Origin of the sequence: Microbulbifer agarilyticus, assembly GCF_020171345.1 — a bacterium.
GTDB classification, from domain to species: Bacteria; Pseudomonadota; Gammaproteobacteria; order Pseudomonadales; family Cellvibrionaceae; genus Microbulbifer; species Microbulbifer agarilyticus_D.
Genome location: NZ_JAIUZM010000001.1, coordinates 1,587,036 through 1,601,363, shown reverse-complemented (window position 1 = coordinate 1,601,363; position 14,328 = coordinate 1,587,036). Strand labels below are relative to the sequence as shown.

Below are 14,328 nucleotides of genomic sequence, written 5' to 3'. Positions count from 1 at the left end.
TTAACAGGCGCCATGAAGCAACAACAGATTGAAAACTGGACCTGCGAAGACTCCGCAGAACTCTACGGTATCCGCAACTGGGGTGCCGATTACTTCAACCTGAACCAGCGCGGTGAAATCACGGTTGAAGTAAAAAATGACGCCGGTGAACTGCACGCGGTATCGCTGTTGGATATTGCCCACGGTGCCACCGAGCGCGGGCTGGGCATGCCGCTGCTGGTGCGTTTTGAAAACCTGCTCGACGCGCAAATCGCACGCATCAACAATTCTTTCCGCAGCGCGATCGACAGCTGTGGTTACAACAATGTGTTCCGCGGCGTTTTTCCCATCAAGGTCAACCAGCAGTGCCAGGTGATCGAGGAAATCGCCAAGGCTGGGCGCTCTTTCGGGCACGGGCTTGAAGCGGGCAGCAAGGCGGAGCTCATTGCCGCACTTTCGATCCTCGACAATACCGATGCGCTCATCGTGTGTAATGGTTACAAGGATGAGGAATTCATCAACCTGGGCTTGCAGGCACAGCGCCTCGGGGTACAGGTGTTTTTCGTGGTGGAGACACCATCGGAAGTGGACACCATCATTCGCTGCGCCGAGCGCGAGCAGGTCGAGCCCAACATTGGCGTGCGGGTAAAACTGGCAAGTAAAGTCGGCGGCTACTGGAACGCCACCAGCGGTGACCGCAGTATTTTCGGCCTCGGTAGTAACGACCTCATCGCGATGGTCGACAGACTGCGTGATCACAACATGCTGCACTGCCTGCGGTTGCTGCACTACCACCTCGGTTCGCAGGTACCCAATATCCGCGACATTCGCACCGGTGTGCTGGAAGCCTGTCGCTACTATGCGGACCTGGTGGAAGAGGGTGCGGCCATGGGTTACCTGGACCTCGGCGGCGGCCTGGCGGTGGACTACGATGGCTCCAAGACCAACTACACCCACTCCAAAAACTACTCTCTGGATGAGTACTGTGTGGATGTGGTGGAAGCCATTATGGAGACCCTCGACAGCGAGGGCGTTACCCATCCGGTCATCATTACCGAATCCGGGCGCGCAACCGTCGCCTACTCATCCGTCTTATTGTTCAACATTCTGGATACCACCAGCTTCGAGCCCATCGAGCTGGAAGACGACCGTATCGGCAGCGATGCGCATCCAATGCTGAAGAACCTGCAGGAAGCACTGGAGAGCGTAGCGCAGGAAAACCTGCAGGAAAGCTACAACGACGGGCTCTACTATCGCGACGAGATCCGCGCACTTTACTTACATGGTCAGGTGAGCCTGCGCGACCGCGCGCTGGCGGAAAACCTGTTTCTGCAGTGCGCACAAAAAATTCGCAAGCTACTCGATGAAGTCGAGCATATCCCGGCTGACTTGGAGGCACTACCGGAAGTACTGTCCGACATCTATTACGCCAACATGAGCGTGTTCCAGTCCCTGCCGGATATCTGGGCGATTGATCAACTGTTTCCACTGGTGCCCGTGCACCGTCTGGACGAGGCACCGACACGCTCGGCAATCATCGCAGATATCACCTGCGACTGTGACGGCAAGATCGATCGTTTTATCGATCGCCAGGGCGAACGCAAAACGCTACCACTGCACCCACTGAACGAAGGCGAGGAATATATTCTCGGCACTTTTCTGGTGGGTGCCTACCAGGAGACTCTCGGCGATCTGCACAACCTGTTCGGTGACACGAATGTGGTCAGTGTACGGATTGACGAAGATGGGCATGTGGATTACAGCCGTGAAATTCAGGGTGACAGCATTGCCGATGTGCTGAGTTACGTGGAGTACTCACCGCAGGATTTGTTCGAGCGTTTTCGCAAGCTGGCGGAGCGCGCGGTGAAAGAAAAGCGCATTAGCCCACAGCAGCGCAAAGACATCTTACATACGTATACCGCGAGTATGAGCGGCTATACCTACTTCGAGAAGTAACTTTTGGTTTCCCCACTATCCGGAACAGGGAGAAAGAAATGGCCAACGTTCTGATTGTCGGCGCCGGTGGCGTCGGCCAGGTAGTCGCGCACAAGTGCGCCCAGGTAGAAGAAGTCTTCGAGAACATCACCCTCGCCAGCCGCACCAAATCCAAGTGCGACAAAATCGCTGAAATGTTGCCGCGCAAAATCGACACCGCGGAGGTGGATGCGGATAACGTTGGTGAAATGGTCGCGCTGATTGAAAAAGTGAAGCCAGACATGGTCATCAATGTGGCGCTTCCTTATCAGGATCTGCACATCATGGATGCCTGCCTGGAAACCGGCGTGCACTATCTGGATACGGCCAACTACGAACCACCAGAAGAGGCCAAGTTCGAATACAAGTGGCAGTGGGCCTATCAGGACCGTTTTGAAAAAGCCGGCCTGATGGCACTGCTCGGCAGCGGCTTCGACCCGGGTGTCACCAGCGTATTTACCGCCTATGCGAAAAAACACCACTTTGATCGCATCAAGACCCTGGATATTCTCGACTGTAACGCCGGCGACCACGGCCTGCCGTTTGCCACCAACTTCAACCCTGAAATCAATATTCGTGAGATCACCGCGAATGGCCGCTACTGGGAAGATGGCAAATGGGTAACCACCAAACCCATGGAAGAAAAGCGGGTGTTTGAATTCCCCGAGGGCATCGGTGAGAAAGACCTGTATCTGCTGTACCACGAAGAACTGGAGTCCCTGTCCACGCACTACCCGGAAATCGAGCGCGCACGCTTCTGGATGACCTTCGGTGCCAGTTACCTGAAGCATCTGGAAGTGTTGCAGAACGTCGGCATGACCAGCATTGAGCCGGTAGAGTTCCAGGGCCAGCAAATCATACCCATCCAATTCCTGAAGGCGCTGCTGCCGGACCCGGCAAGCCTGGGCCCACTGACTAAGGGCAAGACCTGTATTGGCAACATCATCAAGGGCACCCCGCAGGGTGGTGGTGATGACAAAATCTACTACGTCTACAACATTTGCGACCATCAGGAAGCGTATAAGGAAGTTAAGTCCCAGGCGATTTCCTACACCACCGGCGTACCGGCCATGATCGGCGCGAAGATGATGATGGAAGGCAAGTGGATGAAGCCCGGCGTGTGGAATATGGAACAGCTGGATCCGGATCCGTTTATGCATGACCTGAATAAATACGGCTTGCCGTGGCAGGAAACCTGGCTTGACAAGCCGTTCCTGTAATTCCAATACCGCTTACATCCCGGGCGCGCCTTCGCGTAGCCCGGGGCTTTCGCACTCCAGCGGCAGAATTGATTTATGGATCTGACACCCCGTAGAGACTATTTTGGCGAGTTCGACCCCAGCCGGGTACCCACCCCCTGCTTTGTGGTCGACGAAATCGCCCTGCGCGATAACCTTGAAGTGCTGGCCGATGTGCAGCAGCGTAGCGGTGCCAAGGTACTCGCCGCACTCAAAGCCTTCTCCATGTTCAGCGTCGGGCATATCGTTGTCGAATACCTGTCCGGCACCTGCGCCAGTGGCATCAACGAGGCAAGACTGGGCTTCGAGGAATACGGCGGCAAGGATCTTGGCAAGGAAGTGCATGTCTTCAGCGCAGGCTACAAACAGCAGGAGCTGGAAGAAATCCTGGAGTTTGCGCACCACGTTATCTTCAACTCGTTTTCCCAGTGGCAGCGCTACAAGCCCATGTGCCTTGCGGCACAGAAGGAACGGCCCGAGTTGCGCTTTGGACTGCGCATCAATCCCGAGCATTCCGAAGGCCACACGCCGATTTACGATCCCTGCGCGCCCTGCTCACGTCTCGGCATCGTGCGCTCGCTATTTGAAAATGAAGACCTCTCTGGTATCAGCGGCCTGCACTTCCACACCTTGTGTGAACAGGACTTCGAACCTCTGCAACGTACCATTGCAGCGGTGGAAGAAAAATTTGGCGATCTGCTGCCGCAAATGGAATGGATCAACTTTGGCGGCGGCCACCATATCACTCGGCGGGATTATCAGGTTGAGGCGTTAATCCACGCGGTTAAGGGCTTCTCGCAAAAGCACAATGTGCAGGTCTATCTCGAACCCGGCGAGGCGGTGGCCCTGTTCTGTGGCGTGCTGGTCGGCGAAGTGATCGATCTAACCTGGAATGGCAAAAATCAGGCGATTCTGGATGTGTCCGCGACCTGCCATATGCCCGACGTGATCGAAATGCCCTACCGCCCGGAAATTACCGGTGCCAGCTTACCCCAGGAGTTACCTCACGCTTATTTGCTGGGCGGGCAGAGCTGCCTCGCGGGGGATCGAATTGGTGAATACAGCTTTGCCGAGCCGTTGAATGTCGGCGACCGTTTGGTGTTTGAAGAGATGGCGTATTACACCATGGTCAAAACCAACACGTTTAATGGAATTCCGCTGCCTTCGATTGCACTGTGGAATTCGGATACGGATGAACTCCGGATGGTCAAAGAGTTTGGTTATGAGGATTTTAAAGGGCGCCTGTCGTGAATTACCGGCTTGAGATTACTTCGCCCCGAAGCCCGTGGCGGTATAGCACCAGGTACAGGTTTTTGGGACCGGGCTAGGCGCCCCCCTGTGAACCCATCCCTGGGCGCTGCGGCGCAAACATCCTGTTTGCGACGCTCCCAAAAACCTGTACCTGGCACTATCCCTTCAGCTTTAACCTCAGTGCCAATAATTTTTTTGAGTTACGAAGTATTTAGCTGTAATGCGAAGGCCAAGTGTTGGGGATCTATTTTCAAAAGCGTCGGCGCCATGGACGGCGCCGCCGCAGCGCCCAGGGATGGGTTCACAGCGGTTTTGAAAATAGATCCCCAACGCTTGGCCGCCACAGAAGGTCCTAGTGGGCCTCTCAATCTGGAACTGCGAAACCTAGAATCACTAGGCAAAATCTCATGCACCAAGATGATCCAAACATTTTCCTCGGCTCCGAAATCGAACAGCCCAAACCCGAAGAGGCACTGTTCCATATCCTACCGATCCCCTACGAGGAGACCGTCTCCTACGGAGGCGGGACCGGTAAAGGACCGGCGGCAATTATTGAAGCATCCCACCAGCTCGAGACCTTCGACAATTTTTCCTCCCCTTGTGATCTTGGGATCTACACGCGCAAAGCGGTGGACGTGAGCGGCCCCGCCGAGGGGGTGATGGAGAATATTGCCAGTGCCACCAGCGAAATCTTGCGACTCGGTAAAATGCCCGTGGGGATCGGCGGCGAACACTCGGTCACCTGGGGCATCATCAAGGGCTATCTGGACGCGGGCATCAAAGACTTCGGTGTCGTGCAGATCGATGCACACGCCGACCTGCGGGACCGATACGAAGGCCACAAGCACAGTCACGCCAGTGTGATGCGCCTGGTATGTGAGGCGGGCATTCCGCTGTATCAACTGGGTATCCGCGCTTATTGCGAAGAGGAAATCGAGGCGCGTAAACAGTACGGCGTCGGCTACATGGACGCACACGAACTGGTGCCTACCCAGATCCAGTCCATCGAGCTGCCACAGGACTTTCCCAGCAAGGTGTTCTTCACCCTGGATATCGACGGGATGGACCCATCGGTCTTCCCCTCCACCGGCACCCCGGTACCGGGTGGTCTCGGCTGGTACCAGACTCTGAACCTGTTTGAATCCGTGGCCAGGCAGCGCGAGATCATCGGCTTCGACCTGCTGGAGTTCGCGCCCATCCGCGGTTTCCACGCCTACGAATTCGGTGCGGCGCAGTTGCTGTACAAGCTAATGGGCATAATACAGCGCAACCTGAACGCCAGCTGAACTGACAATTCTTAACGGTGACGCGCCGTCCCTCGCTAGAAAGCGCCCCCAAATGCGGTTATTATTTGCACAGATAGTAAGTACTCGCTCGCGGGGGAATTCATGAAAAAAGCGGCTAAATACCTCTTGCTGGGAGTAGGCCTTGCGGCACTGCTTTCCTTTGCATTTGCCGCACCTGCGGAGGCTCATCCTGGGCACCGCGGTCATCACCACGGCCACCTTCCAGCCTATGGTCCACGTTACCGTCCGGTCTACGGGCGCGGCTACTGGGGCCCCCGTTATCGCGGGCCGCGTATCAGTATTGGGGTAACGGTTCCGGTACTGCCCGCGGGTTACGTGAACCTGGCAGTGGGCGGAGTGCCCTATTACTACTCCGGCGGTTACTACTACCGCCCGGCACCAACCGGCTTTGTGGTGGTCAACGCGCCGCTGGGCGCAGCGGTACTCACCCTGCCCGGCAGTGCGGTGCGCGTGCAAATCGGCGGACTGACGTATTACCAGTACGGCGCTTCCTACTACCAATGGCGCCCACAAATGAATCGCTACGTGGTGGTGCCGGCACCGGTCACTACCGTGGCAGCGGCCCCGGTAGTGGGTGTAACCCAGCAGGCCTACTCGCCGGGTCAGGTAGTCAGCGAGCTGCCGGTTGGTTATACCGCCGAAGTGATCAACGGCATCCAGTACTATCGCTACGGCGGCCACTACTTTATGCCGACCCAGCGCGATGGCCGTGAGGTCTATGTCGTCGTGCAGGTGTGATCCCCAACGACACAAACACCACATTGGTTTACAGGCCCTCGCAGGCGCGCCCGAGATAGCGGGCGAAGTCGGCGAGGGTCTTGTAGAATCCAGACAAACGTCCCGCATCCCAAGCCGTCTTCAGATCGACCACACCTGCAAACCCGTCCCGGTGGAATACCGGCAGACGAAATTAGCCAAATTCTTCCGTTGCTGCAGGCACGCAGCACTCGAGCCGGTAATCAAACTCACATAACCGCTTCAGCCGTTTGCGCTGCAACAGCTACCGCGAGCCTGTCCCACTGGCAGACTCGGCGCTTTGGTATAGGCTTTCAAAGGCTGTGGTGTGCACGACTACCTCGGACAGCGACACACCACTATCTGCGTAGCCCGGCGCGGACTTAACGCCCGCACGAAAAATGACAACAAACGGAGAGAACATTGCGCAACCGGCTCCCGCTTTTCGCCGCTTCATGGAACCGCATCTGTCACCTTGTCTGGCGCCTTTTCTGGCCGAGTGTTTGCCATCTCACTGTGGTTGTGGCGCTTTGCTGGGCGAGCTTCGCGCTCGCAGATGGATTCCCCAAGGGCCGCTGGGTCGACCTGTCCCACGACTTTGCCGATGACACCCTCTACTGGCCCACTGCCGACAAATTTCACAAAGACACGGTGTTCGCCGGGGAAACCGACAAGGGGTATTACTATTCCGCGTATAACCTGGCGGCAGCCGAACACGGCGGCACCCATGTGGATGCCCCGGTGCATTTCGGTCGCGGCCAGCAAAGCGTGGACCAGATACCCCTGCAGCAACTAATCGGGCCCGCAGTGGTAATTCGGGTCGCCGGGCAGATTCCGCAAGCGGGCAAAGGCGCCAATAGGAACTATCTGATTAGCGTTGCCGACATAGAACGCTGGGAACAGCAGCACGGCAAGATCGAGAAAGACACGATCGTGTTATTTGATACCGGCAGTGCACAGTACTGGCCAGACCCGGTGAAGTACCTGGGTACCGCAGAGCGCGGTAAAGCGGCCGTGGATAAACTGAATTTTCCCGGGCTATCTCCCGAGGCGGCGATATTTCTGGCAGACGAGCGCGGTATAAAAGCGGTAGGGCTGGACACGCCGAGTATCGACTATGGCGCGTCGAAACTATTCAAGGCGCACCGCGAATTATTCAAGCGGAATGTTCCCGCACTGGAAAACGTAACCAACCTGCAGGCGCTACCGGAGAAAGGCTTCACCCTGATTGCATTACCGATGAAAATCCGCGGTGGCAGCGGTGGGCCTACACGCGTGGTGGGATTTATTCCGGAGGATTAGCAGAGCAATTGCGCCGACGCTTAACCCGGCGCGAGGGCATCAAGAGCATCGAGGGCTGAAGCGGCAGCGGCTGAATGCGCTAACTGTAAATACAACACCTCATAGGTCGCAGGCAGTCCCACGTCGGTGCGTTCGCTCTCATAGGCTTCGGTTAGCTTGCGCAATTTCGCCCGACTCAGCAGCCCCTTGCCCGCTTCACGATTCACATTGTGGGCACCAATGCTCTTCAATTCCCGCATCAGCGATTTCACATCATCAAAATGCAATACACGCTGCTCGACCGCGGTGGTTGTTTGCAGGTGATTGGCCACACAGGCACTGTGCCAGTCACTCTCGGGCAGGAAACGATTCACATGTACCGCGTCATCCACCGCCGCCCAACTAACTTCCAGCTCACTGAGCGTCCCCGGTAGCAGCGTGGAAATTAATACGTCTCCAGCGGGCGCCAACACCCGGCGTATTTCCGCAAACAACTGCGGCAACCGGTAACACCACTGCAAGGCAAAGCTGGAAAAGACCAGATCGATACAACCGTCTGCCAGCGGCAGCTGTTCTGCATCCGCCGCCACATACGCATTGCTTACGGGACGGTGTGCGCGGGCAAACTGTAGCATCTGCGGGGCGATATCCAGCGCAATAATTTCCGCATCGGGGAAACGTTTGCGCAGCAGCTCGCTGCCGTAACCAGTGCCACTGCCCAGATCGAGAATGCGTCTTGGTACGCGGTGCTCCGGGGCGCGGCTAAGCAGCTCACGACAGACCGCGCGCTGCAGGTGGGCGGCGGCGTCATAACTCGCTGCCGCACGGCCAAAGGCCCGCGCCACGGAAGTCTTTTCCAGCGGTGCGGCAGAGTTAGAAACAGCGCTAGAAATAGAGTTACCAAGTGAATTACCGACAAAGTCGCGAATGATCTCCGCGACTTGCGCGGGACGGCTCAGGTGCGGGCAGTGCCCGGATTGCGGGATCACCTTGCACGACGCACCCAACACTTCCAACGCACTCGCAGCCTGTACAGGTACCAATGCATCACCTTCACCAAACAGGTGTAGCGTTGGCACCACAGGAGCAGACAACAGCTTGCGGTTATCCAGGCTACCAAGGCATTCGAGGGCCTGCGACCAGCTTTGTGGAACCGCTGCGGGCACCTCGGCCTTTAGCGTTTTCAGCAAGCCGCGCATCTCGGAATCACCGCGCGCCTGCAGGCCGGCAAAACGCTGCATATTTTTTGCCGGCGCCTCACGCTGGGCGCGACAGAAATCTGTGAACACCGTTTCCGGCATAGCCGCCGGCCAACCATCGCTGGCGACAAAGCGCCCGTTGGCACCGATGGTCACCAGTGCCCGCACTTTGTTACTTCCAACTCGCTTGCTGCGTTCGGCAAGCTGCACCGCGAGCATCCCACCCAGGGACCAGCCCAGTAGCAGACAATCTTCCGGCAACTGCGCTTCCAGTTCGGCAAGCAGGGTTTCGGTTTGCGGCCAGGGCTCGTTAGTACGCGCACCAAAGCCCGGCAAATCCACGGTGACAATGTGGCCATTAAAGGGGCCATCGAAGGGGCCATTGAAAGTGCCGGCAACGGATTGCCACTGCGCCAGCAACGGCTGCCAGCAACGGGAGTCGCCGCCCCAACCATGAATCAGCGCCAGACTTTTAATTTCGCCCATTGAACGAGTCACACCGGCACCTCCACCGCGCGCAGCGCCTGCACCAGTGCCTGCAGCAGGCCATCGATCTGCGCCTCGCTGTGTGCAGCGGACAGGGTGATGCGCAAACGCGCGGTGCCCGCAGGTACCGTGGGTGGACGAATGGCGCCCACCAGAAAGCCCGCTTCCTGTAATCGTCCGGCGACGGCGAGCACGGTTTGCTCACAGCCGAGCACCAGCGGCTGAATGGCACTGGTGGAGTTTTCCAGTGGCAACTGCAGCGTCGCGGCGCGCTCGCGGAAATAATCAATGCGCTGCTGCAAGGTCTCGCGCAACGGCTGTTGCTGCATCAGCTCGAGCGCGCGCAGGCACCCGGCAGCCACTGCCGGCGGCATGCCGGTGGTGTAGATATAGGTGCGGGCAAATTGGGTAAGGTATTCGATCAGCGCTTTTGAGCCTGCGACAAAGGCACCCGCATTGCCAGCCGCTTTGCCGAGGGTACCCATGAGGATGGGCGCACTGTGCTGGTCCAGCCCGGCGGCGACGGCACTGCCGGCGCTGGGATTCTCAGCGCTTCCCATCACGCCAAAGCCGTGGGCTTCATCCACCATCAACCAGGCGTCGTAGCGCTGACACAGCGCGGCCATCTGCGCGAGCGGTGCGGAGTCGCCGTCCATGCTGTACACGCCATCCACGGCGAGCAGAATTTTTCCGCTGTTTTTTTCCCGCGCACGGCGCAGCTGAACTTCCAAAGCCTCCAGATCATTGTGGGCAAAGCGCAGGTACTGGGCGCCGGAGATGCGCCCGCCATCAATCAGCGAGGCGTGATTGAGTTTGTCCTGCACCACAAAATCGCCGCGGCCAACCAGCGCATTGATAACACCAACGTTGGCCATATAGCCGCTGCCGAAGAGCAGTGCTGCTTCGCGGCCGGTGACTTCGGCAATCTTGTTTTGCAGTTGCTGGTGGATATCGAAGTGGCCATTGACCAGATGCGAGGCGGTGGCCCCGGCACCCAGCGCGGCACCGTGCTGCTGCGCTGCAATCACATCGGGATGGGTGGCGAGACCGAGATAATCATTGCTGCTGAAGGTAACCAGGGTACGGCCATCCACCTCGGCCACAGGGCCCGGCGCAGCCGCGAGAACTTTGTGCTTGCGGTACAGCTGCTGCGCCCGGCGTTCTGCCAGGCGCGCATCGAGAAAGTCCTGCAGGCTATTTACCACAGCGGTCACAGCAATAACTGAACTTACGCCTTGGCGGCGTCGTAGAAGAAGGGGTCGGATTCCTGTTCGGAAATTTTTGCCTGCAGCTCGGCTTCCACTGCGGACTCATCCTCGTACTGCTGGTATTCCTCTGGCTTGATGCCCAGGCGCTTGAACAATTGCATGTCCTCGTTGGCTTCCGGGTTGCCAGTAGTCAGCAGTTTTTCGCCGTAGAAAATCGAATTGGCACCGGCGAGGAAGGCGAGGGACTGCATCTCGTCGTTCATGGATTCGCGACCGGCGGACAGGCGCACATGGGACTTCGGCATCATGATGCGCGCCACTGCGATACAGCGGATAAACTCAAACGGATCCAGATCTTTGTTGTTTTCCAGCGGCGTGCCGGCAACTTTTACCAGCATATTAATCGGCACCGACTCGGGGTGCTCGGACAGGTTGGCCAGTTGCATCAGCAGGCCGGCGCGGTCTTTTTCCTCTTCACCCAGGCCGATAATGCCACCGGCGCACACCTTCATACCCGCCGCACGTACATTCGCCAGGGTATTCAGACGGTCTTCGTAGGTGCGGGTGGTAATGATGTCGCCGTAGTATTCCGGCGAGGTATCCAGGTTGTGGTTGTAGTAATCCAGGCCCGCTTCGGCCAAACCCTTGGCCTGCTCATCGCTCAGCATACCCAGGGTCATGCAGGTTTCCATGCCCAGGGCCTTCACTTCCTGCACCATCTTGGTGACATAGGGCATGTCTTTGTTCTTCGGTGAGCGCCACGCGGCGCCCATGCAGAAGCGGGTCGCGCCACTGGCCTTGGCTGCGCGCGCCTCTTCCAGCACCTTCTCCACCTTCATCAGCTTTTCGCGCTCAAGGCCGGTGTCGTAACGGGCGCTTTGTGGGCAGTAGCTGCAGTCTTCCGGGCAGGCACCGGTTTTGATCGAACACAGGGTGCTTACCTGAACCCGGTTGGCATCAAAGTGCTGTCGGTGCACCATCTGCGCGGTAAACAGCAGATCGTTGAACGGCAGCGCGAACAGGTCGAGCACCTGCTGGCGACTCCAGTCGTGGCGAATTTCGCCGTAAGTAGACGAGGCGGAAGACATTTGCAGATTGGCGGTCACTGGGATTACTCTCCTCAGACGACGAAACTCCATAGGGGGTTCGCCGTCGATCGGCTGCGGGACAGGGCTCCGAGCCACATTGTTCTTGGTTTTTACAGGTAAATCGTGCGCGAAAGGCTGTCAGTGTAGCGGTGGCCCTATCGCTGTCAACCAACAGAACCCATTCTGGTTTACAAGTCTGCAGTCAGGGAGGATTGCGGTGCCGCTATTGCGATTACTGGGTCAAGTACTCACCCGCCCCCTCGATAAGCACTTTGCCCGCTGCCTGTTGTGCGGCAGCGGTGACGAAGTGCAGGCCGGAGTCTGCGCATCGTGCCAGTGCGATCTGCCTTCGCTGGGCCACGCCTGTATAGGCTGTGCGCTGCCGCTGGCAGAAACGCAGGACCGGCACTTCGACCGCTACTGCGCCACCTGCATTCAACGCCCGCCACCCCAGGCCAGCAGCGTCGCCTGCTGGGCCTATGCCTACCCGATCGCACAGCTGGTGCAGCGTTTCAAATACCAGCGGGACTTTGCCGCCGGGCGCACGCTCGCCGAACTCGCGGCACAGGCGCTCCACCCGCACGTACAACAGCCCCCCCGCATCGACATACTGGTGCCGATTCCCATGCACTGGCGCAAGCAATTATTCGGCCGGGGCTACAACCAGGCGCGGCTGATCGCCGATATCTTCGCCGACTACTGGCGCCTGCCAGTGGCACCAGACGCACTGCGTAAAGTTGCCGCCAGCGATAGCCAGCAAACACTTTCACGCGCCCAGCGACGCAAGAATCTCGCCCACAGTTTTGCCGCCGGGCCGCAGGTAAAAGACCTGCATGTGGGCCTGGTGGACGATGTCATTACCACCGGTGCCACCCAGGAGGCGGCGGCCCAGTCACTCCTCGCAGCAGGCGCATCGCGCGTCAGTGTTTACGCTCTGGCCAGAACCCCCTGATAGTCAGCCAATCCCCCCTCAATGACCCGCCAGACTCGCGCATCCATTCATAGACCAATGTGACTCTAGGCGCCAAAATAGTCGCCCTTTCGCCGCCGCTGCGCAAAAAACCACCGGCTGCTAACGTTATAACTAGAGCGTGCTCGTAATTGCCCCTTCACTAGCAGGGCTATGCGGGTGCGATGCACAGGATGATGGGACCGAGAAACATGAGTGAATTCCAACTACCTCGCGGCATCGTGATCAGCGGTACCGGTCTGTGGACACCGCCTGAGGCCATCAGCAACGAAGAGCTGGTGGTGGCGCTGAATGCCCACGCGGAAAAATTCAATCGCGAACATGCCGATGCCATCGAATCCGGCCAGGTAAAAGCCAAGTCTTTTTCTTCCGCAGAGTTCATCGAGAAAGCGTCCGGTATCAAGAACCGCTACGTGATCAGCAAAGAGGGCATCCTCGATCCGAACCGTATGCGCCCGTACCTGCCGGAGCGCGCCGATGACGAGCTGTGCCTGCAGGCGGAGATGGGTTTGAACGCGGCAAAGCTGGCGCTGGAAAAGGCCAACAAGAAACCGGAAGACATTGATGCGGTGATTGTGGGTGCGTCTTATCTGCAACGCGCCTATCCGGCGATCTCCATCGAAATCCAGTCTGCGCTGGGTATCGACGGCTTTGCCTTCGATATGGAAGTGGCCTGCTCTTCCGCCACCTTCGCCCTGCAGCGCGCGGTGGATGCGATCAGTTCCGGTTCTGCCAAATCCGTACTGGTAATTAACCCGGAGCTGGCGTCACCGCAGATCGACTTTTCCGATCGCGACAGCCACTTTATTTTCGGCGATGTGGCGGTGGCCACCGTGGTGGAGCGCAAGGAGAGCTGCAATACCGACAGTGCCTGGGAAATTCTCGGCACCAAAGCCAAAACCGTTTTCTCCAACAATATTCGCTCAAACTTCAGTTACACCGCACGCGCCGCGGATGTGGATCCGTTTGGCGAGGGCAAGCTGTTCCGCCAGAACGGGCGCAAGGTGTTCAAGGAAGTCTGTCCGATGGCCGCCGCACATCTGGAAAGCCAGGTGCAAGAGCTGGGTTTCGAACCGAATGAGGTCAATCGCTGGTGGCTGCATCAGGCAAACATCAATATGAATTTATTGATTGCGAAAAAGCTGATGGGCAACGACGCCTCCCCTGAGCGCGCACCTATCGTATTGGACCAGTACGCGAATACCGGCTGTGCGGGTTCCATCATCGCGTTCAATTTGCATAACGACGATTTGCCGGTTGGCAGCAAAGGGGTGATTTGTTCCTTCGGTGCTGGCTACTCTATCGGCAGCCTGGCGCTGGAGAAAATTGCCGTTTGATTTTTGTCTCGTCACTTAATGTGGCGATCTATGAGCCTCTCCGCATGTCGATGAGCGGAGAGGCTTAGAGCCCTCCTTCTCCTTCCCTCCCCTCGCTTTTGTGTATTTTTCAACGCACGCTTGTTGTGCATCCGGGCTGTTATTGGCACGGATTTACTGCAAAAGTTTATATTTCACGAAATTACATTTTTTGGCGTAGAAATCATGCAATTTGCGTGATCAAGGTCTGGCACTGACGCACCAAGTTTCGCTTACAGTCATATATCGGCGTTTAA

General features: G+C 57.7%; 11 protein-coding genes. 8 read left to right on the top strand and 3 right to left on the bottom strand.

Features of this window, described 5'->3' with window-relative positions; all coding sequences use genetic code 11:
• The first annotated feature begins 12 nt into the window (after window positions 1-12).
• The 6 genes from speA to LCM31_RS06695 all read left to right on the top strand — a co-directional run bounded on the left by speA (window position 13) and on the right by LCM31_RS06695 (window position 7,786).
• A complete protein-coding gene (speA, locus tag LCM31_RS06720) occupies window positions 13-1,935 on the top strand; it encodes a biosynthetic arginine decarboxylase (RefSeq protein WP_224868538.1) in 1,923 nt (640 codons plus the stop codon).
• Between the two features lie 38 nt (window positions 1,936-1,973).
• Window positions 1,974-3,173 (top strand): saccharopine dehydrogenase family protein, encoded by a 1,200-nt coding sequence (locus LCM31_RS06715; RefSeq protein WP_224868537.1) that lies wholly within the window; start codon window positions 1,974-1,976, stop codon window positions 3,171-3,173.
• Window positions 3,174-3,248: 75 nt separating this feature from the next.
• Window positions 3,249-4,442: a carboxynorspermidine decarboxylase gene (gene nspC / locus LCM31_RS06710; RefSeq protein ID WP_224868536.1), complete on the top strand. Its 1,194-nt coding sequence runs from the start codon at window positions 3,249-3,251 to the stop codon at window positions 4,440-4,442.
• A gap of 407 nt (window positions 4,443-4,849) precedes the next feature.
• Window positions 4,850-5,728, top strand: coding sequence for an agmatinase (speB, locus tag LCM31_RS06705; RefSeq protein WP_224868535.1), 879 nt, complete (start codon window positions 4,850-4,852; stop codon window positions 5,726-5,728).
• 102 nt (window positions 5,729-5,830) lie between these two features.
• Window positions 5,831-6,487, top strand: coding sequence for a DUF6515 family protein (locus LCM31_RS06700; protein WP_224868534.1), 657 nt, complete (start codon window positions 5,831-5,833; stop codon window positions 6,485-6,487).
• Between the two features lie 420 nt (window positions 6,488-6,907).
• Complete coding sequence (locus LCM31_RS06695; RefSeq protein WP_224868533.1) at window positions 6,908-7,786, top strand: cyclase family protein; 879 nt, start codon at window positions 6,908-6,910, stop codon at window positions 7,784-7,786.
• A 20-nt stretch (window positions 7,787-7,806) separates the two neighbouring features.
• On the opposite strand, the gene bioC is transcribed toward LCM31_RS06695, so the two are convergent.
• From bioC to bioB, 3 genes are read right to left on the bottom strand one after another with little or no spacing between them, the layout of a single operon-like run.
• Window positions 7,807-9,450, bottom strand: coding sequence for a malonyl-ACP O-methyltransferase BioC (bioC, locus tag LCM31_RS06690; protein ID WP_224868532.1), 1,644 nt, complete (start codon window positions 9,448-9,450; stop codon window positions 7,807-7,809).
• Window positions 9,451-9,458: 8 nt separating this feature from the next.
• Entirely contained in the window at window positions 9,459-10,664 is a 1,206-nt protein-coding gene (bioF, locus tag LCM31_RS06685) for an 8-amino-7-oxononanoate synthase (RefSeq protein WP_224868531.1), read from the bottom strand.
• Between the two features lie 14 nt (window positions 10,665-10,678).
• Window positions 10,679-11,746 (bottom strand): biotin synthase BioB, encoded by a 1,068-nt coding sequence (gene bioB, locus LCM31_RS06680; protein ID WP_224868686.1) that lies wholly within the window; start codon window positions 11,744-11,746, stop codon window positions 10,679-10,681.
• Between the two features lie 217 nt (window positions 11,747-11,963).
• Between bioB and LCM31_RS06675 the strand changes: the two genes are divergently transcribed.
• Complete coding sequence (locus LCM31_RS06675) at window positions 11,964-12,698, top strand: ComF family protein (RefSeq protein ID WP_224868530.1); 735 nt, start codon at window positions 11,964-11,966, stop codon at window positions 12,696-12,698.
• A gap of 209 nt (window positions 12,699-12,907) precedes the next feature.
• Entirely contained in the window at window positions 12,908-14,053 is a 1,146-nt protein-coding gene (locus LCM31_RS06670; protein ID WP_222231446.1) for a beta-ketoacyl-ACP synthase III, read from the top strand.
• Window positions 14,054-14,328 lie beyond the last annotated feature (275 nt).